Source organism: Leifsonia xyli subsp. xyli str. CTCB07 (genome assembly GCF_000007665.1).
Taxonomy (GTDB): domain Bacteria; phylum Actinomycetota; class Actinomycetes; order Actinomycetales; family Microbacteriaceae; genus Leifsonia; species Leifsonia xyli_C.
Genome location: NC_006087.1, coordinates 1,756,832 through 1,777,678 on the forward strand (window position 1 = coordinate 1,756,832; position 20,847 = coordinate 1,777,678).

Below are 20,847 nucleotides of genomic sequence, written 5' to 3' on the forward strand. Positions count from 1 at the left end.
CCGGGACGCCTCTGGTGACGGAGTCGATGACGGTTTGCATCCTCTGCTTACCGAGTTTCTTGTCGGTGAGCAGCTTGTCGCCGGTATGCAGGGTGCGGCGGACTACCGCTTGAACCCCGCCTTCGACCGAAGCGCCGCCGCCTTCGACATGTCCTGCCGCCAGGTGCGGTGGCAGTGATCGCAGCGATAGCGGCGCACCCTCACCAGCAAGTTCGTGAGCCGATGCTCGAACAGCTCATCCGCCCGTGGACGAGTCACCGTTTCCCGCAGCACTCCCCCCGAACCACACGTCCAGCTCGATGACGCGGCACTCGATCACCGCCCGATCCGACTCGATCGACTGCCCAACAGCTTCGAGGCCAAACTTGTCGAAGCGGCAGAACATCGTGAGATCGGGTGCGGCGAAGGTAGCGTGGAGCACGTCGAGGTCTTCCGGACGGTGAATGTAAGAACTTCCATCCTGGAAGACCTCGACGCCTACCCACCAACCAACGCCGACACCCTCAACCGCGAAAAGCCGCTTTCGGTGACCGTTGTGTGGGTGCCGTAACGGTTCGGATTTCCCGCGTGGAAGAAGACATGAATCTCGCTGTCTGAGACGACTTGATGCCTACCCTATGAGGTGGTTCTTTCGTCTACGAGATCGTTTTCTTGACGTGTTGTCTCCGCCCGGGGAAGGAGCGGGGGCGGTAGCGCTCCGTCGAATGGCGGTGTCGCTGCGCAGCCGACAAATAGCAGCACGGACAGCAGGGCACGCGCGGAGAATATCCCGCGGATTCCCTATAGCGCTCCGAGTCATTTCTGCGACACGGCATTGTCACCAATCATTATTCGCGCTGGCATGTAGCTCAACGATGCGCGAATCGCTCACCGCCAGTGATGACGAGAATTGATTGCTAGATGTCCCGTGTCTACGGGACATAGTTGAAACCCCATTGGCCGTTTCCGAGCGCAGCGTTCAGCGGCGCGAAGATCGCTCGCGCGCTGCACTTGCGGTTGGCATCGCTGGGGTCGCCGGTGCAGGAATTGTTGCCGTTTTGGATGCCGCTGATGATTCCGGCTCCGTAGGGTTGGCCGTTGATGGATTGGTAGACGGGGCCGCCGCTGTCGCCGTTGCCGACAGCAGGGATGTTGCTGGTCTGTTGTGTGATGCTCTGGTTCGCGTAGCACTGCGAGACCGTGTAGCACGTCATCTGACCGGTTGCTTCGATTTTGTTGCCGCAGATGTTGCCGGATCGTGCCCCGGAGTAGCAGACGGATGTCCCCACGACGGGTACGACGGCTCCGCGGATCGCGGTCAGCGGGGAGTCGCCGTTGTTCGCTCCGGTGAACACGGCGGGATAGAACGCATCGAGGTTTCCACCGAGCCAGATTCCGGTGTCGACTTGTCCGATATTTCCGCCGCCGAGCATTCCTTGGAATTGGCCGAGTGAAGCATTTGGTACCTGAACGGTTGAGTAGTACCAGGTGCTTCCGATGTGGCCGCGACCGCAGTGCTCGGCAGAGAGCATGCCCGGTTGGTATGTGGACATGTTGCTGATAGCGAACCCGGTGGAACACAACTGGATCGTGGTGGACGAAGCGGGTCTGGTCATGATCGCGCCGGAAAAGAAGTTCCCGTAGTAGCCGATGTTGCACATGGAAGGCTCGATAGTCGGCGCGGGCTGGACCGTCAATGGGATGTCGGTACCGAGAGCTATGGGGCGTTGAGGGGAGCCAAGCGTCCCCGGGCGTCGGTCGTGCCCTCCACCCCGAGCGCAATGGACGAACCATCCTTTGCCGGTTGCGCGGTCACTACTCGTTGTCCGTTGCCGAGGTCACCGCCCGTGGATGCGATCCGGTCGAGGACAGCATCAATGGTGCGTTTTGAATGCTTCGCTGGAACCAGCTCGACGGGCATACCGCTGAGGTGTTCATCGAAGAGCGGCTGGACCTGTGTGGTTGCGGCGGTGTAGACGAGGAGCTTCCCGTGGGCGCTGTCCCATTCCAGAGTGTTCACATTGAGATCAGGGTTTGTGGCGTAGAGATCCCATAGTCCGTCTTGCATTCCGGCAGGGAGCCCAGAGTCCTGGTCATCTGGCAAAGGCGAGAGGGAGACATCTGCTGGTAAGGGGCGGGTCTCGGCCACCAGTCCAGGGCGGTCTGCGACGGTCGGATCGGCATGGGCTACCGAGACACTCAGACCTGATAGTGAAAGAACGGCTGCCCCTGCAATGGCGGCTTTCGAGAGCGTGTGCCGCAGTTGTGAACTCACTTGCTCTCCTTTGAGCGTTTATCCCACGGGGATAGAGGTTCACGTCAGTCAAGCAATCAAGGTTTCACATGTCAAGTTTGCGTTTTACCTGTCAGGTTCTAGAGTGAGCTGGCGATCGTCAACGACGATCGTTAGTGGGATTGTGGGGGAGATCGAGGGGGGAGACGTATTTCGTAGGTTCTGATGGCGAGGTCGGCGGTGCATGAACCAAAGAATCCGCTTTGTGAGCGAACCGTCACGGCAACGCGATCATGGATACCGCGTCCATCGTGACGGGCTCCACGGGACAGGAGGAACTTCCCCAGAGGGAGAGAGCGAACACGCCGGGAGTGGCAGTCCATTGCGCCCTCGGTCCAAGATCGGGATCGGGAAGATCGCCTGATGCCTTCGGGGTCATATTCGGCAGGGGTGTTGCCTTGGGTGCATGTGTTTCCGTGGGCGCCCCTTCGTAGGAGCGCTCGACGAAGGCAGGCAGTGACGTGCATCCGCTGAGAGATGTCAGGATGCCTGCGGTGAGGGCGAGAAGGATTTGTTTCTTCCGCCGACTGTGCATGAACTGCACTGTAGCTGACATGGAAGTTCCTACACTCACCGTCCGGAAGACCTCGACGTGCTCCACGCTACCTTCGCCGCACCCGATCTCACGATGTTCTGCGAAGCTATTGGGCAGTCGATCGAGTCTGATCGGGCGGTGATCGAGTGCCGCGTCATCGAGCTGGACGTGTGGTTCGGGGGTAGTGCTGCGGGACACGGTTAAAACGGCCGGCTGCGCTTCTTCAGGGCGCTCTCATCCCGGCCCGATCGTTTCACAGCCCTCCCCCAGCATCGGGGATCGACGCCGGGGACAGCCGGACGAGACCCGCATCGCCGATCCGGACGGAGGCCCGGCCCGCCGGAGAGCACCCACCGGAGGCGGAATCCACCCGCTAGGGTCGGAAGTGTCCCGTCCGCAGCCCAGAGACCCACCGTGCCCGCACCCTCCACCGCCCCTGTCGCCGCCGCGTCCGCCACGGCGTCTGCCCCGGGCAGGCCGCGCCGTCTCCTCATCCGGCTGCGCAGCGGCATCCGCCGTCCGTCCGCGATCGGCATCGTCCTGAGCGCGACGGTGCTCTTCCTCGCGGTGTTCGGACTGCTGATGGTGCTCTCGGCCTCGGCGGTCGAGTCGTACACAGACGGGCTCGGCTTCTTCGCGCGCTTCGGATCGCAGGGCGCGTACGCGGCCGTCGGGATCGTGGTCATGCTGGCCGTCTCCCGGCTTCCGCGGCTCTGGACCCGGCGCGCGGCGATGGCGGTGCTCCTGGTCTCCAGCCTCCTCCAGTTGCTCGCGCTGACCACGCCGCTCGGAGTGCAGATCGGCGACAACACGAACTGGGTCCGGATCGGGCCGCTCACCGGCCAGCCATCGGAAGGCATCAAACTCGGGCTCGTCGTCTGGCTCGGTTTCACTCTGGGGCGAGACCAGGACGAATTGACGAACTGGCGGACCCTCGCCCGGCGCATCCTCCCGGTCGCCGCTCCCGCCCTCCTCCTCGTGATGGCCGGCGGTGACCTCGGCACAACCGTCGTGATGGCCGTGTTCACGATCGGGGCGGCCTTCTTCGCGGGTGTGCGGATCAAGCATCTCGGCATGGTGATGGGCGTCGGCGCTTTCGCGGCCATCCTGCTCGCCCTCTCAAGCGCGACCCGGCGCGGTCGCCTGTCGGCCTTCTTCGGCGGGACGAGTGCGGTGAACCCGGATGTGAACTGGCAGCTCGACAACGCGCACTACGCGCTGGCCTCGGGCAGTGTCTGGGGCGTCGGGCTCGGCAACTCGCACGCCAAGTGGTCGTGGCTGCCGTCGGCGGACACCGACTTCATCTTCGCCGTGATCGGCGAGGAGCTCGGCCTCATCGGCGCGTGCGTCGTGCTGCTCCTGTTCGTGCTGCTCGCGGTGCTTCTGCTGCGCATCGTCCGCACAGCGCCGGATGCGACGGCGCGCATCACGACCGCCACGGTGCTCGTCTGGCTGATCTTCCAGGCGTTCGTCAACGTCGGGGTCGTGCTCGGTCTCCTCCCGACGCTCGGGGTGCCGCTGCCGTTCATCTCGGCGGGCGGCACAGCGCTGATCTCATCCCTGGCGGCGATCGGCGTGGTGCTCTCCTTCGTGCAGACAGACTCCGACCCCGCCCGGGCCGCCAGCGCCCCCGCGCAGGGAAACCGGCCGGAACCCGGTAGGCGAGCGCGCCGGTGGACGAGCGCGCCTGGCCACCCGTCCGGCCAGCGGGACATGCCTGCTCGGCGGGCAGCGGGTGCCAGAGGGGACGGCTAGGGTCGTCCCGTGGCCGATCACCTCTCCCCCGCCGCGGCCCGCCGCATCGCGCTCGCCGCTCAGGGCTTCGGGCGACCCCGTCCCGCCACTGTAGGCGCACGGCAGCTCAACGCCCTCATCGACCGCATCAATCTGCTGCAGATCGACTCAGTGAACGTGTTCGAGCGCAGCCACTACCTGCCCGCTTTCGCCCGGCTCGGCGCCTACGACCGCAGCTTGCTCGACCGGCTGACGTTCGACGCGCGCGGACCGCACACCGAATACTGGGCGCACGAAGCCGCGTTCATCCGCAAAGAGGACTGGCCGCTGTTCGAGTGGCGGATGCGGTTCAACCGCGACCGGTACGGGAAGGCCGGCGGCTGGTTCGACAGCAACCGCGAAACGGTGGACTGGCTGCGGCGGGAACTCGCCGCCAGCGGACCGCTGGCCGCGAGCGAGATCGAACACGACGCGAACACACGCACGGGCCCGTGGTGGGGCTGGTCGGCGGTCAAACGGGCACTCGAAACGCTGTTCTTGATGGGGGAGGTGGCGATCGCCGGCCGCACCCGGTTCCAGCGGCGGTACGCACTGGTGGAAGAGGTGCTGCCCGCTAGCGTCCTGAAGCGCAGCGTCAGCGAGGAGGACGCGGTGCGCGAACTAATCCGCCGCTCGGCCGTCGCACACGGTGTGGGCACGGTGAGAGACTTCGCGGACTACTATCGCATCCGCACCGCTCCCGCACGCGCGGCGATCCGCGACCTGGAGGAGTCCGGCGAGCTGCTCCCTGTGTGCGTCCCCGGCTGGGAGAGCAACGGCAGACCGCTCCCCGCTTGGATTCACCGCGGCGCCCGCCGCCCGCGACGCGTGGAGACAGCCGCGCTGCTCTCGCCATTCGACCCCGTCGTCTGGCGTCGCGACCGGGCGCTCCGGATGTTCGGCTTCCACTACCGCATCGAGATCTACACCCCCGCACCGAAGCGGGTCTACGGCTACTACTCGCTGCCCCTGCTGCTGGACGATGCGCTGGTCGGCCGGGTGGACCTTAAAAGCGACCGGCAGAACGGCGTCCTACGGGTGCAGTCCGCCTGGACGGAGACAACCGGGCCTTACGGGATCGTGGAACGCCTGGTGCCGCTGCTCGCCACGACCGCAAGATGGCAGGGGCTCGACGGTGTGGAGGTCGCGGCGCGGGCTCGCGGCGACCTCGCCCCGGCGCTCGCGAGCGCGGTCAGGCACTGACCGCCCTCCTTCGTGGTGGCGCCGGGGCCAGCGGGGGCGGGCAGCTCAGAAGCCGGCGCCCATTCTCTCGAGGCGTTCGACCCGGTCCGGGATGGGCGGGTGGGTGGAGAAGAGGCGGCTCATGAGACTGGGCTTGAGGGGCTCCGCGATCCACAGGTGGGCCATACTGCTGTTCTGGCGGCGCATGGGGCGACCGTGGGACTCCAGCTTGAGCAGGGCCGCTCGCGAGGGCGTCCGGGTGGCGGGTGGTCATCGCGCCGGTCGCGTCGGCGAGGTACTCGCGCTGGCGGGAGACAGCCAGCTGCACGAGCGTCGCCACGAGCGGGGCGATGATCGCGGCGATGAGCCCGAACACGAGCACGATGGGGTTGCCGCCGCCTCCGCCGTTGTTGTTGCGGTTGCCGCCGCCGAAGAACGCCATCCGCAAGAGCAGGTCCGCGACGAAGCCGATACGACCGTGAGCCCGAAGACGATCATCGAGAGCCAGATGTCGTAGTTGCGGACATGACCGAGTTCGTGCGCCATGACGCCCTCAAGCTCCGCATCCGTCATGATGTCCAGCAGTCCGGTGGTGGCCGCGACCGAGGCGTGCTGCGGGTCGCGCCCGGTCGCGAAAGCGTTCGGGGCGGGGTCGTCGACAATGTACACCGCGGGCATCGGGGTGCCGGTCGTGATCGCGAGGTTCTCCACGACGTTCCAGAGGCGTGGATTGTCAGCCTTGGCGATCGGCACGGCGCCCGACATGCTGAGCGCCTGGCTGGAGGCCAGATAGTACTGGAGGCGTAGAGCGTTGCCCCCACCAGCACGACGATCAGGATGGTCCAGCTGCGGTAGATGTAAGCGCCCAGCCAGCCGAGCGCACCAATGAGAACCAGGAACAGCAGAATCGTGAAGACGGTGTTGCGCTTGTTCCTGGCGATCGCCCTGTACATCGCCGCCCTAGAACTGCACGCGCGGCGGCTCGGCGATCGCCGCCAGGTTGTCGACCTCGAAGAACTCGCGCTCGGTGAATCCGAGCCGCCGCGCGAAAAGGTTGTTGGGGAACACCGTGTTCTTCGTGTTGAACTCGCGGACCCCGCCGTTGTAGAAACGGCGCGACGCCTGGATCTTGTCCTCGGTGTCCACCAGGTCGGCGTGGAGCCGCAGGAAGTTCTGGCTGGCCTGCAGCTGCGGGTACGCCTCGGCCACCGCGAAAATGCTCTTCAGAGCTGTCTGCATGCGCCCCTCGGCCGCGGACGCCTCACCCGGTGTCTGAGCGGTCAGCGTCTCGGAGCGCGCCTGCGTGACGGACTCGAAGACGCCCTTCTCGTGCGCCGCGTAGGCTCTCACCGTCTCGATCAGGTTCGGGATGAGATCGGCACGTCGCTTGAGTTGCACGGTGATGTCGCTCCACGCCTCGTCCACGCGCACCTTGAGGGTGACGAGCGAGTTGTAGGTGGCCCAGAGGTAGATTCCGACGATCGCGGCGATCGCGGCGACGATGATGACCGGAATGAGCCATTCCATGAGGGGAACTCCTTGCGTGCGGGCGCTGTGTGAGGGTGCGCTGGTGCCATCCTAACCGCGGCGAATGGGCCTCCCCCGCCCTTCCCATCACACTCGAAGCAACCGCGCCGGGGATGGCCAGGCGCCCACGACGCGCTGCTTCCCTCCGCCGCTCACAGAGCGCTTCTCCTGCCGCTTCCGCCCTCCGCGTCCTCCTTTCCGGCAACACCGGGACCGCAGCCTCTTCACAGCGAATGGGGCAGGCGGACCGAGGTGTCAGTATGCCGCGAATAGCGCGATTCCATTTGACAGGCGCGTCCGCCGCGCTTGGAATAGGGTGAAATGCAGCTATTCATGTCGGACATGCCGCCACAGGTCCGGTCGCGGGGAGCGATGGGAGCATCCGCTTTTGCGCCCATCGCGCTGCTGCTGGTGGCGATGGCGCTCAGCGCTCCGACCGAGCCCGCTGGGGCAGCCGCAGCGGTCTCGTCCACCGGCGAGGCCGGCTCTTCCTCCGCCGACACCCCGAGCCCGACGCCGAACCCGTCTGCCCCGCGGCTCGACCCGGCGCCCTCGGACCTCGTCGTCTCCTTCCCGCTCACCGTCTCCGGAACGGCCAGCCCCGGCGACGTCATCGCGGTCTCGGGCGGGTCCTCTCCGGGCCCGGACGCCACCTGCACCGCGACCGCAGACGGCCGCTTCAGCTGCGCCCTCCGCCGCCTGCCGGACGGCGGCCGCGTGCCCGTGCGCGCCGAATCCCGCGCCGCCGGGCTGTCCGACAGCTGGCAGGTGCAGGTGCTCTCGCCTCCGGTGATCACCACCGCGGACGGCACGGCGACCGGCGGCGGCATCCGTGGGACAGCGTTCCCCGGCGCGACCGTGACCGTCGCCTCCGAGACCGGCGCCCAGTGTACGTTCCCGGCAGACGGGGCCGGAACCTGGGGATGCGTCATCGCCGGGATGCCGGACGGCCGGCACACGATCACCGCGACGCAAGTCGCCCCGTTCTCGGCGACACGATCCGGTCGCAGCGCCAGTGTCTCGATCGTCCTCGACACCGTCCCACCGCCCGCCCCCCATCACCGCGCCCCGTCCGGACGCCTCCGTCGCCAACGGCGGAGCGTTCAGCTTCGGCGGCGCCGGCGAGCCGGGCGGCGAGGTCACCGTCTACGCGAGCACCGCATCCAGCACCACCATCGCCTGTTTCGCGCCCGTCACCGGCGGCGTCTGGTCGTGCAGCGGCGCGCTGCCGCCCGGCGGGTACCGCGTCTCGGCGTTGCAGCGGGACGCCGCCGGCAACGTCAGCGCCGGAAGCAACACCATCGCGGTCACGGTTCAGGACGCCGCCGCGAACGCTCCGCCGTCCTCCCGGAAATCGGCAGCCCGGCCCGCGCCGACTCCCACACCGACCCGCCCCGCGCCCGTGCTCCCCGCGCCGGCACCGCCCTCCGGACCGGTGCGCCCCGACACCAAGGGCTGGACCGGAACCCCGTTCTCCACGGCCTCCGCGCCCGCCGTCGACGCCGCCTCCTTTCCGGGCTGGCTCCGCTCGCTCGCTCTCGCCGTAGCTGCGCTCCTGCTCCTCGCCTTGCCGGCTCAGCTGCTCGCGGCCACGCTGGCGCGCCGCCGCTCGCGGGCCGCTCCGCGCTCCGCGCGTCCCTCCATCTTCGGGCGCAACCGCACCCGGGCCGAGCTGGCCGAGGCCGACGCAGCGCTCGTCGGGCGACGCTGGGCGCTGGGCTCCGCGAAATCGGAGGTTTCCGGGCTCTCCCCCTCCGCGACGACCGCGCCCCAACCGGTCTGGCTGGCGCCGGTCGCCGGTGTCGTGGCCGCCGCTCTGGTGACTCTGTCGGCTTCCGTACAGGATGCCGCCACCTACGTCCGGCTGCTGTTCGCCGTCGCGCTGGCTGTCGCCGCCGTCAATGCAGTCGGGGTGCTCGCCGCGCGCGCGACAGCGCGGCACTTGGGCAGGGCAGCGCCTCCCGTGGTCGTGCTGCCCCTCCTACTCATGGCCGTGGCGGCGACGGCCGTGGGGTCGCGTCTGTTCGGGTTCGAGCCCGCGCTGCTGTTCGGTCTGGTGTTGGGAGTGCCCCTCCCGGATGGCCGCGCCCGGGTGGCGCGCGGACGGATCGCCACCGTGCAGCTCTCCGCCATCGCCGCCATCGGTGTGCTCGCCTGGCTCGCCGTCGGTGCACTACCGTCACCCTCGGGCGGGTTCTCCGCCTTCTTCGTCGAGTTCGCGAACGCGCTCTCGCTGCTGGGCATCGGGTCCGCCGCCATCGCACTCCTGCCGATCGGCCAGCTTCCTGGCCGTGCGGTTTTCCTGTGGGTGCGACCGCTGTGGCTCGGACTGAACCTGGTCGTGTACACGATGCTGTTCGCACTCCTGCTACCGGTGGCCTCCCTCATCCAGAACGGCACAGACCTCGTCGCGATCCTCGCCGCCGCGCTGGTGTTCGCCGTGCTGAGCGTCAGCGTGTGGCTGTGGGAGCGCTACATCGAACCGGCACGCTGAGAGTCACACCGCCGCGATGTAATACCAGTCCCGCCCCTCGCGGACGAACCGCGACGTCTCGCGCTGGATGCCCCGCTCGACGCCCTTGTAGTACACGGCGAACGCGACCACGCCATCCCGGTCGAACGGTCCGCCCCGCCCGGTGCGTTCGATGTCGAGGCGATACCAGCGGAGGCCGTCCTCCAGGAGCAGCTCGCCGGGCCGCGTCGAGAGGTGCCAGATGCGCAGGAGATAACCGCCGTCGCCCAGCGCGAACGCGCTGAACCGGGAGCGCATCAACCGCTCCGCGGTCGGCGAGGGCGATCCCGCGTGCAGAGGACCGCAGCAGGCGTCATACCTCTCACCGCTGGTGCAGGGGCAGTGCAGGAGGGTCACCCCGCGAGTGTAGACGACCCGGCCGATCTGCGCGCCTGAACCATGGCCGCCAGGCTGATCGTGCGCTCCCTGGGCCACCTCCACGACCACCCCTTCGCGCACCTCGGCTCTCCGCTCAGCCGTTGAACCGATCCGGATCGTACGCTGAGCCTCCGTCCACCGCACACAAGCTCCCACCGTGTACCTTTAGAGGCATGGAAGGCTTGTTCATCGGTATCATCTGGCTCATCGTCGTCGGCGGTGGCATCAGCGTGCTGGCGGCCCTGGTCGCGATGGCCAAGGCCCCCTACCGCAACCGCTAACCGGCTAGACTCGGCCCCGAAACCTGCCGGCCCAGCCGTGTGACCCAGCGAAGCGCACCTCCGCCGGCTCACGGAAACGCTCGGCCCCCATAGCCCAATCGGCAGAGGCAGGCGACTTAAAATCGCTTCAGTGTGGGTTCGAATCCCGCTGGGGGCACCTCATGTTCGACGTTCCGACCTGGGGCTGAATGAATGGGTCGGTGGTTTCGCCGGTTGCCCGTTCGGTCGCGGCTTGCTGGGTGTTCTTGTCGAAGTAGAGCCCGAAGGGTTTGGCCGCGATGGAATCGGTTTCGCGGTTCTCGCCGATGAGGATTTGGGTGAAGAAGGCCTGGTTCATGAGTCGGCGGGTTTGGCTGTCGGCGCTGGCGTATATGTCGCCCATGTCGGTGGCGAGGTTGAGGCAGGCGTCGATGTGGGTGCGGGCTTCGGAGTAGTCGTTGTGGTGCTCGGCCAGGCGGGCGTCGATGGTGTCGAGTTCGCTGCGGAGGCGGTCTTGGAACTTGGAGCCTGCCCCGGTTTCCCGGATGGTTCTTGTGCGTTGATCATGCCGCGGTTGCGGCGGTGGTGTGAAGGGCTTCGTAGTCGGCAGGGCAGAGGTCGCCGAGGGACGTGTGCCGGCGCGGGGGGTGGAAGCGCTCGATCCACTCGAAGATCGCCGGTGCGAGCTGCGCCTGTGAGTCGATGAGCGGCAGCGCGCCAGGTCGCCGAGCACCGGCTCCCAGGACTCGGCTGTGTCTGCGCGGCCGTGCAGAAGGGAGACGACCGGGAGGCGCGCCAGGGTCTCGGGCCACACGACGGTGCCGCGCAACTCCTCGCCGAGCGTCGGGCTGGCGAGGCTGTGGTGTGCGATCATCGCCGGTCGAGGATCGCGCGGGCACGGCCGAGCATGGCCGGGTCGACCATCTCGCCGGAGGGAAGGGTTCCGACACCGCCATCGCCGACCGCGGCGAGCACCGCAGACGCCCAGGCCAGTTCCTCCGGCGAAGTCGCGAAGACCTCCGCGATCACCGGCAGCTGACTCGGATGCGCGGCCACACGGCCGATCCAGCCCAGGCGGCGGCCGTGCTCGGTGTCGGTGCGCAGTTCGACCTCTGCCCCGATGGCGCGGAGCGCGGCGATCTCGTGGCCGGCTCCGGCGTTGACCCGCACCTGGAGGATCGGTCCCGTTGCCTCTCGGTCGCGCAGCCAGCCGGTCACGGCGTCGAGCGCGTCCGCTTTGGATGCGGGGGCGACGGCGCAGCGCGTCGATGAGGCGGGTGTCGCCCTCCTTCATCGTGTCCAGGAACACCCCGTCCACACCGAGCTCCGTGACCAGCGCAGCCAGTTCGGTCGGGTCATCTCCGGCCGCGCCGCGGGTTCCAGTGTCCCAAGGGTTGTAGTCGATGAAAACGCGGATGCCACGCTCGTGCAGTTCAGCGATCAGCCCGGTCAGTCCGGGGACGTCGCGGTAGAAGTCGTACTGGTTGCGGTCATCGATGCCGACCACCGGGTAGGCGTGCCAGAGCACGATGCCGTCGAAGCCGCCGTGATCGGCAGTGGCGGCGAGGAACGCCTCAACCGTGAAGCACTGCCGCTCATGGTCGAAGAGCCGTTCATCCCACAGCCACACCTGGGCAACGCTGTACGCGCTGCGCGCCCAGCCGGTCTCGGTCTGCTCGTAAGCGGCGCCGCTATAGCCCAGACGTGCTCGGGCCTCGTCGCGCCAGGCGGCGAGGCCGGCGCGCCAGCGCGGCCAGTCGGCGGGGTCCTCGGGTGCAGCGAACACCTTGGCGATGTCACCGACCGCCGGGTCGATCATCCCGCTCGGCGGCAGCGAAATAGGGAGGTCGATCGCCCGCGGGACAAGCGGGTCGAAATCGTTGGTGTTCTCTTCGTCGGGATCGACGGCGGGGTCAGCGAGACGAGCGGAAATCGTGAATCTCCTCGAGAGTGGGGATGGACAGCACCGCGCCGGGACACTGCACCGAGAGAGCGGCGGCGGCCGTGGCAAACGCCGCGGCCGCCACCAGCGCGGAACGGCGGAGGTCGCCGCCCGCGTCCACGAAGGCGCCGGAGCGGTCGAGCTCGGCCAACAGGGCGCCGCAAAAGGTGTCGCCAGCGCCGGTAGTGTCCACCGCGTCGACGCGAAGGCCAGGGACCGGTTCGACCGGTTCGCCGGGCACGCAGACCAGGGCCCCGCGCGCGCCGAGCGTGACGATCACCGCCAGGCCGAGACCGCTGAGGACAGTTGCGACCGCTTCCTCGTCGGCCGGATCGGGCGCGTCCGCGACCGCGGCGGCGAGCCGGGCGGCCTCGTGCTCGTTGACGATCAGCAGATCGACGGCCTGCATCAGCTCGGCGGGCACTGGGGGGATCGGGGCGGCGTTGAGCACCACAGCGGTCCCGGCCGCGCGGGCGGCGAGCGCCGCCTCGGTCACAGTCTCGACCGGAGTCTCCAGTTGCATCAGAAGTGCGTCTGCGGCTGCGATGGCCTCTCGCTCGCCGGAGGTCAGGCGCAGCAATTCGCCGTTTGCGCCTGCGTCGACCACGATCGCGTTCTCAGCGCCCTCGTCCACCTTGATGACCGCGGTCCCGGTCGGCTCATCCACCCGGCGGAGGCACAGGGCAACGCCTGACTCGGTGAGGCTGGCGATGAGCCGCTCGGCGGCGGCATCCTTGCCGAGGGCGGCGATGAACGTCGCGTCGGCGCCGGAACGGGCCACCGCGGTGACCTGGTTGTTACCTTTGCCGACGGGCACGGCGCCGGCGGCCAGGACGGTCTCTCCGGGCGACGGGATGCGCTCGACCCGATAGACGAGGTCGAGGTTGGCGCTGCCCAGCACGGTGACGCTCATCGCGGCACCCCCACGGAGGCGGCAGCCGCGGTGCTCACGGCCAGCGTGCGCGCGGCCAGCTCGCTGAAGCGGGCACAGTCAAGCCGGGGATGCTGCTGGCGAGCCGGTCGTCCAGCGGGTCAATCCAGGCGGCAGGCAGGCCGGCCGCGCCAGTGAGCGCCCCGCTGATGGATCCGGCGGTCGCCCCGACAGAGTCGGTGTCCCAGCCGCCGCTCACCGCGAGGGTGATCGTGCGGGCGAAGTCGCCGTCGCCGCGGGTGAGGGCGAAGGCCAGCAGGGCGGAGTTGTTGAGGGAGTGTACCCAGTGCAGGTGCCCGAACTCCGCGTGCAGAGCGTCGACCGCCGCCTCGTCGCCCAGGTCACCGGCGCCGAGTTCGGCGCCGCGGCGGATCGCGGCGGCGTAGCGGCTGCCGGCCGGGACGACGCTCAGCCCAGCCGCGATCACGTCGCCAACGGAGGAGGCGGTCACCGCGGCCGCGCAGGCCGCGGCGGCGAACAGGGCGCCGTAGAGCCCGTTGCGGCCGTGGCTGAGCCGGGCGTCCCGCCAGGCCAGGCTCGCGGCGGCCACCGGGTCACCCGGGTTCGCCCAGCCGTCGAGGAGGTTGCGGTAGGTGATCCGCTCGGCGGTGAACACACGCCCGCCGGGCAGATTGTTCAGCCAGGAAGTCGCCACGTCGTCGGTGCCGATGTCGCGGCCGAGCGCTTCGAGGAGGCCGAGCGCGATGAGGGGAAAGTTGAGGTCGTCGTCCTCGGGCATCCCGTCGATGTTCTCCACCAGGCTGGTCGGCCGACTGCGCCGGTTCCACGGGTACCGCGCGGCGACCTCGGGGTCGAGACCGCGCTCGGTGAAGTAACCAGCGAGTGGCCAGTTCCCGGTCGAGCGGCCGAGGGCGCGGATGCCGGCCAGCGAGATCTTCTCGACCGGCTTGCCGAGCAGGCACCCGGCCGCCCGGCCCAGCCACGCGCCGAGCACGCGGTCGGGCAGGTCGGCGGAGCGCGGGTCTGTCATCGCAACCGGTCCCGGGGCGGCGGCGAGGATCTCGGCCAGCCCGGGCGGCGTCGGCAGCGCGTCCACCTCGACCAGCAGCTCGCGCGCGAGGTCCCGCAGCGCCGGGGACGCCGGCGTGGGCGTCGCCCCGCTCGCCGCGGCCTCCGCGCTCCCGCCCGCGGCCAGCCAGCGGGCGCGGATGCCCTCGATGGCCTTCCCGTCGAGGGCGGCGGCGACCAGGGCGTGCGGCAGCAGATCCTCCGGCTGGGTCCAGCTGAGGCGCAGCACTACGCCACCTCAAGACTCACGGCGAACCCGGTGCGCAACGCTGCGACATCCGCCGCGCGCGCGGCATCGGCGGCCCAGACGTCGCGCGCGACGGAACGGCTGCCCTCGTTCACCCCGTCGATCCACTCCCCCGGAACCGCGGCGAGCCCGCCGAGTGCGCCGGCGATGGAGCCGGCCATGACGGCGATGGAGTCGCTGTCGCGGCCGTAGTTGATCGAGCCGAGCACGGCCTCCCGGTAACCCCCCTCGGCGGCGATGAGCATCCCAAGCGCGATCGGCAACTCCTCGATCGCCTTGGTGCGGCTCGGGATGCGGGCGTCGGGGCGGGCTGCCGGTAGTGCGGCCCCACCGTGTCGAACGGCTCAACCGCGCTGCGGAGCGTGGCGAGGCCGCCGCGCCAGTCGGAGACCCGGGAGGCGGCCTCGGCGACAGCCTCGATCGCGTCCCGGGTGCCGTCTTTCGCCAGCCGCAGGACGGTCTCGACCACTGAGCCGACGCTAGCGCCCGGCCGCATCGCCTCGGCAACCGCGGCGGCGTAGACGCCCGCTGCCTCCCGGCCGTAGCTGGACTGGTGCGCACCGGCGACGTCGATGGCCTAGGCGTACGCGCTCTCCGGATTCCCGGCGTTCACGATGCCGATCGGGGCCACATACATGGTGGCTCCACAGTTGACGATGTTGCCGACGCCGGCCTCGCGCGGGTCGATGTGACCGTAGTGCAGCCGGGCGACCAGCCACTTCTCCGCGAGGAAGATGCGGTGCAGCAGCAGCCCCTCCGACTCGAACTCCGGAATCCAGCGCTTCTCGCCGATGAGCAAGGGCACGAGGTGGTCGGCGATGGCGTAGGCGTCGAGGTGGTCGCGCACAGTGTCGTACACGTCCACCAGCGCCGTCGTCATCAGGGTGTCGTCCGTCACATGTCCGTCGCCCTTGTGGTACGGCGCGATCGGGCGGGCGGTGCGCCAGTCCGGCAGAAACGGCGGCACGATGCCCGCGATGAACCCACTATAGCGCTCCTGGATCGCCTCGGGGTGTTGCCCTCGGCCGCTCCCCCGAGCGCGTCGCCGACCGCCGCGCCCGCGAGCGCTCCCGTCGCCTTGTCAACCAGCGAGTCCATCCCGTTCTCCTTCATTACCTCAGGCTCCTTCTTACGTCAGGGTCGAGTCGTCGCACCGCGTGCGCGGGTCAGTTGAGGGCGTTCCAGCCGTCGGTCAGCTGCTTCTTCAGCTCATCGAGGCCGATCGAGTTCGCGAAGTACTTCTGGAACGCGGGGGTGGAGTACTGGTCCTTCCACTGCGGGTAGTTCGTCGCGGACTGGAACGGCGCGGCTTTCAGCTCTTCGCCCGAGGCGAGGATGGTCTCCCAGCCGTTCTTGCCCGCGGTGTCTTTGGCCACGCGGTCGCGGGCGGCGACGGAGGCGGGGATGAGCCAGTCGCCTTCGGCCAGCTTCGCCTGGTTTCCGGCGTTCATGACGTAGTCGATGAACTTCGCGGCCTGCTCGACGTGCTTGCTCTGCGCGGACACCGACATCGTCTGCGGGTTGGCCGCCTGGGCCGCGCCCGCGGACCCGGCCAGCGGCGGAAGCACCGTCCAGTTGAACCCGGCCGGCGCCGACTCGGCGATCTGCTGGGCCACATAGTTGCCACCGAGGTACATCGCGTCTTTGCCGCCGAAGAAGCTGGGCAGCACGTCCGTTCCGCTCTGGGTGAGCGAAACCGGGTCCAACGATTTGTCCTTGTAGGCCATCGTGTTGATGCGCTCGGGCACCTGGAGCTCATCGTCACCGACGGAGATGCTGGTCTTGCCGTCCTTGGTGGCGAAGAAGCCGCCGTCGAATCCCAGAGCGAGGTTCATCACCGCGGCGGTGGGCTGCTTGAGCCCCCATCCGACGCCGAAGGTCCCGTCCGCGGTGAGCTTCTTCGACAGGCTCTGAAAGTCGTCCCAGCTCAGGGTCTTCCCGGTCGGCACCTCGACGCCGGCTTTCGCGAACGCGTCCGTGTTCGAGAACACCACGTAGGATTGCAGCAGTGTCGGCGCGGCCACGATCTTGCCGTAGGCCGTGGTGACCGCGCCCCAGACATCCTTCGAGACCTGCTTCTTCACATCGTCGCTCACGTGTTCGCTGAGGTCGGCGAGGTAGCCCTGGTTCGCGAAGCCCATGATGTCGGCCGACTCGTCGTGGATGATGTCCGGGGCGGTGCCGACCTGGAACTGCGTCACGAGCTGGTCGTGGACATTGTCCCAGCTGCCCTGCTGGAGCTTCACCTGAATGTCCGGGTTCGCCTTGTTCCACTCCTCCACGATGCTCTTCGTGGCGGCCACCGTGGTGTCCTGGTAGGCCAGGGACTGGAAGGTCAGCGTGACCTTTCCGCCTTTGTCCGCGTCGGGGCCGCCGGAGGACGAACAGCCGGAGAGCGCGACGGAGGCGGCGACGATGCCGGCCAGCGCGACGCCCGCGCGGGCGAAGGTTCGAGTGCGCATTGCTTTCTCTCTTTCGATGGTTGTCGGGGAGGGTCTAGCCCTTGACCGCGCCGCTGAGCAGCCCGGAGGTCAGACGTTTCTGGATGATGAGGAAGAAGACCAGGCTCGGGACGGTCGCCAGCAGCAACGCCGCCGCCAGCTGTCCGAGCTGCACCTGCCCCTCCGCGCCGACGAAGCGGGCGAGCGACAGCGGCAGGGTTTGCAGGGCGGGGTCCTGGATGAGGACGAGGGCGAAGAAGAATTCGTTCCAGGCCGAGATGAAGGTGAACAGGCTGGTCGCGACCAGTCCGGGCGCGAGCAGGGGCAGCACGATGGTGCGCAGCGTGCGGAACCGGGTCGCCCCGTCCATCGCGCCGGCCTCTTCGAGCTCCACCGGGATTCCCTCCACGTAGCCTTGCAGCATCCAGAGGGCGAACGGGAGCGACCACACGGTGTAGACCAGGATGAGCCCCAGCAGATTGTTGACAAGCCCGATGTTCTTCAGCACCAGGAACAGCGGAATGATGATCAGGATGAAGGGGAACACCTGGCTGAGCAGAATCCATCTCGTCGCGATGCCGCGCAGCTTCGTGCGGAACCGGGCCAGCGCGTAGGCGGCCGGCAGCGAGATCGCGGTGACCAGCGCTGTGGTCGCCACCGCCACGATCAGGCTGTTGCCGGCCGCGGCGAACAGATTGGCCTTCTCGATGGCTTGCGCGAAGTTGTCCCCGTTGAGGCTGGTGGGAAGGAATCCGGGGTTCGGCGATTGCAGTTCCTGCGGCGTCTTGAACGCGGTGGTGAGCAGGAACAGCAGCGGGAAGCCCAGGAAGACGATGTAGAGGACGAGCGCGACGTACTGCAGGGGCCGGCCGATCCTCCGCGAGCGGCGGATCGAGGCGCTGTGCGGCGCCGGCGTGCGGCGTCGGGGTGCGGGGGTTTTGGTGGCGATGGCGGTCATGCGTTCCGGCTCCTCAGCTGGCCTCGCAGGTAGACGAACAGGAAAATCGCGATCACCACGACCATGACGTTGCCCATCGCCGCCGCGTAGCCGAAGTTCCCGTAGCGGAAGGCCTCGTTGTAGGCGAACAGCATCGGCAGCATCGTGGTGCCGCCCGGGCCGCCGGCCGTGAGCACGAACACCAGGGCGAAGGAGTTGAAGTTCCAGATCAGGTCGAGCGTCGTGATCGCCACGACAATCGGCCGCAACGCTGGCAGTGTGACGTGCCAGAACCGGCTCCAGGTGGTCGCCCCGTCAATGGCGGCGGCCTCGTGCAGTTCCGCCGGGACGTTCTGCAACCCGGCCAAGAAGTGTGACCGTGGTCTGCGGCATCCCCGCCCAGACGCCGACGACGATCACCGCCGGCAGAGCGATCGACGCATCGCCCAGCCAGTTGATTTCGCTGGGCAGGCCGAGGGCGTCCAGCCCCTGGTTGATCGGCCCATAGCTCGGGTTCAGCATCAGCCGCCACATGATCGCGATGATGACCGGCGGCATCGCCCACGGCACCAGAGCCAGCGTGCGGGCCAGCCAGCGCAGCCGGAGATCGAGGTTGAGCAGCAGCGCCAAACCCAGCGACGCAAAGAACTGCAAGATGGTCACGCTGAATGCCCAGACCAGGCCGATCCCGAACGAGTTCCAGAACAGCGTGTTGCCGCTGAGTTTCACGTAGTTGTCGACACCGTTGAAGTTCACCGGCAGGTTCAGCCCGGCGCGCGCGTCGGTGAAGCCGAACAGGATGCCCTGCACCAGCGGGTACACGCTGAACAGCACCACCGGGATCAGCGCGGGCAGCACCAGCAGCCAGGCGTCCCTTCCGCCGCCACCAGCCGGGCCACCGCGGTTGCGCCGCCGAGGCTTGCGCGGTTTGGCGGTGTCAGCGCGAGAGGAGCCGCGGCCGTCACACGATCACCTCGGCGTTCGCGCGCACGGACGACTCCCGGACCGAGAGCCGCGGCTCGATCACCACCTGTTTCACGCTGGCGTGGGGGTCGCCCAGCCGGCGGATCAGCAGCTTCGCCGCGGCCTTGTCCCGCTTGGCCGAGCCGAGGTCGACGCTCGTGATGGACGGGTTCGCAAGCTCCGCCGCGTCCGTATCGTCCATCCCCACCACAGCGACGTCCTCCGGAACCCGCAGCCCGCGGCCGGTCAGCTCCTTGAGCGCCGCCACCGCCAGCAGATCGTTCGCGCACACAATCGCGTCCGGCGACGACTGCGTCAGCATCCGCCTGACAGCCTTGCGCCCCGCCTTGAAAGTGAAGTCGGACGCCGTGACCTGCACATCCGCGCTCGTCGCCAGTCCGAACCGCTCGATCGACGCCAGGTATCCGCTCAGACGCGCCGCGCCCGGAACCGTGTCGACCGGGCCGTTCACGAACGCGATGCGCTTGCGGCCCTGCTCGACCAGATGCTCCACCGCCAGCCCGCTGCCCGCGACCGAGTCCGCCCGCACATTGTCCAGCTCCACCCCGGACGGCAGCGAACCGATGATGACGATCGGCAACCGGCTCGACCGCAGCGCCTCCACCAGCGGCTCCGTGACCCGCAGCGGGCTCAGCAGCAGCCCATCCGCGTACCCCCGGTTGAGACTCGTGAGCAGCTCGATCTGATCCTGCGGGTCGTTTCCGGTCGAGGACAGCACCAGCCGGTAGCCGGCCTTCGCCACCACCCGGGAGACCTCGTGCATCATCTGCACGTAGACCGGGTTTCCGACATCCGCCACCGCGAACGCGATCTGATCCGTGCGGCCCGTCTTCAACGTCCGCGCGCTGGCGTCCGGCACATAGCCGAGCGCATCGGCCGCCTCCCGCACCCGCTCCGTCACACTCGCGGACGCCGGCAACCCGTTCAGCACCCGCGACACCGACGCGATCGAGACCCCCGCGCGCTCCGCGACCAGCACCAACGTGGACTTGCGAGTCTCGACCATGAGCACTCCCTCAACATCATCGTCAGGTTTGTAAACGTTTACGAGGAGCATAGCCGCACCGATTCGGCTCCGCAAGTCAACCCTGTGCGAACCCGCCCACAGCGAAGCCGACCGCGGACACCCGCGCGCCGGAGCCCCTGACGCCGGACCGTGTCAACGGCGAGAGGGATCAAGCGCGCAGGCTCCGCCCGCTACCGTAGTCACATGCCCCGCACCCTCGCCGCACCCGCAAGCGCGGAGCTGGAGATCCGGAAGAGCCGCTTCCTGGCCCAGGCGCTCCCTGTCGCCAGCCGTGTGGACGCTCTGGCCGCGGTCGATGCCCTCCGAACCGAGCACCCCGGCGCGACGCACATCTGCTGGGCACTCCTCGCCGGCGGCCAGTCCGGGATGTCCGACGACGGCGAGCCCTCCGGCACGGCCGGACGGCCCATCCTCGAAGTGCTACGCTCCCACGACCTCGACGGCATGCTCGGCGTCGTCGTCCGGTACTTCGGCGGTGTGAAGCTCGGAGCGGGCGGACTCGTACGGGCGTACACCGACGCGATCGCGACAGCGCTGGCCGGAGCGGGCACAGTGGAGCGCATCCCGGAGGCGACGCTGCGGCTCGCGGCCGATTACACCGACGCGGAAACCGTGAAGCGGTGGGCGGAGGGCGAATCGTTCACGGTGGCCGAACCGGAATACGGCGCAGAGGTGCTGCTGACGCTGCGCCTCCCCGAGACACGGGCGCCGTCCGCGAAAGAGGCCGTCGCCGATCTCAGCCGAGGCCGGGTCCGCTGGCTCTGAATCGGGTCCTGCCGGATTCGCTCCGCTGACGCCGGAGAGACACCGTCCCGGCTGGGGAGCGGACGGCGGCGCCGACGCCGCCCGCGATGGCGTGGACCTTGCACG

The 20,847-nt window shown here is 68.5% G+C and carries 21 protein-coding genes, 1 tRNA gene and 2 pseudogenes; 6 read left to right on the forward strand and 18 right to left on the reverse strand.

Translation table 11 applies throughout. The features are described from left to right. The first annotated feature begins 34 nt into the window (after positions 1-34). Positions 35-178 carry a hypothetical protein gene (locus LXX_RS14885; protein ID WP_176714761.1) on the forward strand — a complete coding sequence of 48 codons (144 nt, stop codon included), beginning with the start codon at positions 35-37 and terminating at the stop codon, positions 176-178. Here the strand turns inward: LXX_RS14885 and LXX_RS14355 are convergent. From LXX_RS14355 to LXX_RS14360, 3 genes and pseudogenes are all read right to left on the reverse strand, one after another. Continuing rightward, positions 121-385, reverse strand: a pseudogene (locus LXX_RS14355) (ISL3 family transposase); the annotation flags it as partial. The gene LXX_RS14885 and the pseudogene LXX_RS14355 overlap by 58 nt on opposite strands. Positions 386-911: 526 nt before the next feature. After that, positions 912-1,676, reverse strand: coding sequence for a hypothetical protein (locus tag LXX_RS08350; protein WP_141692809.1), 765 nt, complete (start codon positions 1,674-1,676; stop codon positions 912-914). Positions 1,677-1,696: 20 nt separating this feature from the next. Further along, the gene (locus LXX_RS14360; RefSeq protein ID WP_192807295.1) at positions 1,697-2,128 is read right to left on the reverse strand and encodes a hypothetical protein; all 432 of its coding nucleotides are present in this window, start codon (positions 2,126-2,128) and stop codon (positions 1,697-1,699) included. Positions 2,129-3,221: 1,093 nt separating this feature from the next. On the opposite strand from LXX_RS14360, the gene LXX_RS08360 reads away from it, so the two are divergent. Further along, positions 3,222-4,562: a peptidoglycan glycosyltransferase FtsW gene (locus LXX_RS08360; protein ID WP_011186449.1), complete on the forward strand. Its 1,341-nt coding sequence runs from the start codon at positions 3,222-3,224 to the stop codon at positions 4,560-4,562. Between the two features lie 9 nt (positions 4,563-4,571). After that, positions 4,572-5,783, forward strand: a complete 1,212-nt coding sequence (locus LXX_RS08365) for a winged helix-turn-helix domain-containing protein (protein ID WP_011186450.1) — start codon at positions 4,572-4,574, stop codon at positions 5,781-5,783. Between the two features lie 45 nt (positions 5,784-5,828). Here LXX_RS08365 and LXX_RS14370 read toward each other — a convergent pair. From LXX_RS14370 to LXX_RS12735, 3 genes and pseudogenes are all read right to left on the reverse strand, one after another. Continuing rightward, positions 5,829-6,715: pseudogene (locus LXX_RS14370) on the reverse strand (M48 family metalloprotease). A 7-nt stretch (positions 6,716-6,722) separates the two neighbouring features. Next, positions 6,723-7,289, reverse strand: coding sequence for a LemA family protein (locus LXX_RS08380; protein WP_011186451.1), 567 nt, complete (start codon positions 7,287-7,289; stop codon positions 6,723-6,725). A 224-nt stretch (positions 7,290-7,513) separates the two neighbouring features. After that, a complete protein-coding gene (locus LXX_RS12735) occupies positions 7,514-8,326 on the reverse strand; it encodes a hypothetical protein (protein WP_141692807.1) in 813 nt (270 codons plus the stop codon). Between LXX_RS12735 and LXX_RS08385 the strand changes: the two genes are divergently transcribed. Beyond that, entirely contained in the window at positions 8,305-9,783 is a 1,479-nt protein-coding gene (locus LXX_RS08385) for an antifreeze glycopeptide AFGP polyprotein (protein ID WP_011186452.1), read from the forward strand. The two genes, LXX_RS12735 and LXX_RS08385, sit on opposite strands and share 22 nt — an antisense overlap. 3 nt (positions 9,784-9,786) lie before the next feature. Here LXX_RS08385 and LXX_RS08390 read toward each other — a convergent pair whose 3' ends face one another. Continuing rightward, positions 9,787-10,158, reverse strand: coding sequence for a YchJ family protein (locus LXX_RS08390; protein WP_011186453.1), 372 nt, complete (start codon positions 10,156-10,158; stop codon positions 9,787-9,789). Positions 10,159-10,543: 385 nt separating this feature from the next. Between LXX_RS08390 and LXX_RS08395 the strand changes: the two genes are divergently transcribed. Next, positions 10,544-10,617, forward strand: a tRNA-Leu gene (locus LXX_RS08395). On the opposite strand, the gene LXX_RS14375 is transcribed toward LXX_RS08395, so the two are convergent. The 11 genes from LXX_RS14375 to LXX_RS08435 form a co-directional block, all read right to left on the reverse strand. Next, positions 10,588-11,313: a hypothetical protein gene (locus LXX_RS14375; RefSeq protein ID WP_155806810.1), complete on the reverse strand. Its 726-nt coding sequence runs from the start codon at positions 11,311-11,313 to the stop codon at positions 10,588-10,590. The genes LXX_RS08395 and LXX_RS14375 overlap by 30 nt on opposite strands. After that, positions 11,310-11,657 (reverse strand): hypothetical protein, encoded by a 348-nt coding sequence (locus LXX_RS14380; protein ID WP_041767643.1) that lies wholly within the window; start codon positions 11,655-11,657, stop codon positions 11,310-11,312. The genes LXX_RS14375 and LXX_RS14380 overlap by 4 nt, the downstream gene beginning before the upstream one ends. A gap of 695 nt (positions 11,658-12,352) precedes the next feature. Next, a complete protein-coding gene (locus LXX_RS08405; protein WP_011186455.1) occupies positions 12,353-13,294 on the reverse strand; it encodes a ribokinase in 942 nt (313 codons plus the stop codon). 34 nt (positions 13,295-13,328) lie between these two features. Further along, positions 13,329-14,570 (reverse strand): ADP-ribosylglycohydrolase family protein, encoded by a 1,242-nt coding sequence (locus LXX_RS08410; protein WP_223227624.1) that lies wholly within the window; start codon positions 14,568-14,570, stop codon positions 13,329-13,331. Beyond that, complete coding sequence (locus LXX_RS15690; protein WP_011186457.1) at positions 14,570-14,851, reverse strand: ADP-ribosylglycohydrolase family protein; 282 nt, start codon at positions 14,849-14,851, stop codon at positions 14,570-14,572. Before LXX_RS15690 ends, LXX_RS08410 begins: the two co-directional genes overlap by 1 nt. A gap of 314 nt (positions 14,852-15,165) precedes the next feature. Then, positions 15,166-15,555 (reverse strand): ADP-ribosylglycohydrolase family protein, encoded by a 390-nt coding sequence (locus LXX_RS15695; protein WP_011186458.1) that lies wholly within the window; start codon positions 15,553-15,555, stop codon positions 15,166-15,168. A 199-nt stretch (positions 15,556-15,754) separates the two neighbouring features. After that, positions 15,755-17,050: an extracellular solute-binding protein gene (locus LXX_RS08420; protein WP_011186459.1), complete on the reverse strand. Its 1,296-nt coding sequence runs from the start codon at positions 17,048-17,050 to the stop codon at positions 15,755-15,757. 34 nt (positions 17,051-17,084) lie between these two features. Further along, a complete protein-coding gene (locus tag LXX_RS08425; protein ID WP_011186460.1) occupies positions 17,085-17,987 on the reverse strand; it encodes a carbohydrate ABC transporter permease in 903 nt (300 codons plus the stop codon). Next, a complete protein-coding gene (locus LXX_RS15700) occupies positions 17,984-18,334 on the reverse strand; it encodes a carbohydrate ABC transporter permease (RefSeq protein WP_223227625.1) in 351 nt (116 codons plus the stop codon). Before LXX_RS15700 ends, LXX_RS08425 begins: the two co-directional genes overlap by 4 nt. Beyond that, entirely contained in the window at positions 18,282-18,824 is a 543-nt protein-coding gene (locus LXX_RS15705) for a carbohydrate ABC transporter permease (protein WP_223227626.1), read from the reverse strand. The genes LXX_RS15700 and LXX_RS15705 overlap by 53 nt, the downstream gene beginning before the upstream one ends. Before the next feature lie 103 nt (positions 18,825-18,927). Continuing rightward, the gene (locus LXX_RS08435; RefSeq protein ID WP_041768404.1) at positions 18,928-19,956 is read right to left on the reverse strand and encodes a LacI family DNA-binding transcriptional regulator; all 1,029 of its coding nucleotides are present in this window, start codon (positions 19,954-19,956) and stop codon (positions 18,928-18,930) included. Positions 19,957-20,160: 204 nt separating this feature from the next. Here LXX_RS08435 and LXX_RS08440 point away from each other — a divergent pair, with 204 nt between their 5' ends. Then, positions 20,161-20,742 carry an IMPACT family protein gene (locus LXX_RS08440; RefSeq protein ID WP_011186462.1) on the forward strand — a complete coding sequence of 194 codons (582 nt, stop codon included), beginning with the start codon at positions 20,161-20,163 and terminating at the stop codon, positions 20,740-20,742. Positions 20,743-20,847 lie beyond the last annotated feature (105 nt).

What these genes read in the sequence shown, in the direction of transcription:
- LXX_RS08420 (WP_011186459.1), bottom strand. Translation starts at nt 17,050, where the DNA reads ATGCGCACTCGAACCTTCGCCCGCGCGGGCGTCGCGCTGGCCGGCATC.
- LXX_RS08425 (WP_011186460.1), bottom strand. Translation starts at nt 17,987, where the DNA reads ATGACCGCCATCGCCACCAAAACCCCCGCACCCCGACGCCGCACGCCG.
- LXX_RS08405 (WP_011186455.1), bottom strand. Translation starts at nt 13,294, where the DNA reads ATGAGCGTCACCGTGCTGGGCAGCGCCAACCTCGACCTCGTCTATCGG.
- LXX_RS14375 (WP_155806810.1), bottom strand. Translation starts at nt 11,313, where the DNA reads ATGATCGCACACCACAGCCTCGCCAGCCCGACGCTCGGCGAGGAGTTG.
- LXX_RS08440 (WP_011186462.1), top strand. Translation starts at nt 20,161, where the DNA reads ATGCCCCGCACCCTCGCCGCACCCGCAAGCGCGGAGCTGGAGATCCGG.
- LXX_RS08380 (WP_011186451.1), bottom strand. Translation starts at nt 7,289, where the DNA reads ATGGAATGGCTCATTCCGGTCATCATCGTCGCCGCGATCGCCGCGATC.
- LXX_RS08435 (WP_041768404.1), bottom strand. Translation starts at nt 19,956, where the DNA reads ATGGTCGAGACTCGCAAGTCCACGTTGGTGCTGGTCGCGGAGCGCGCG.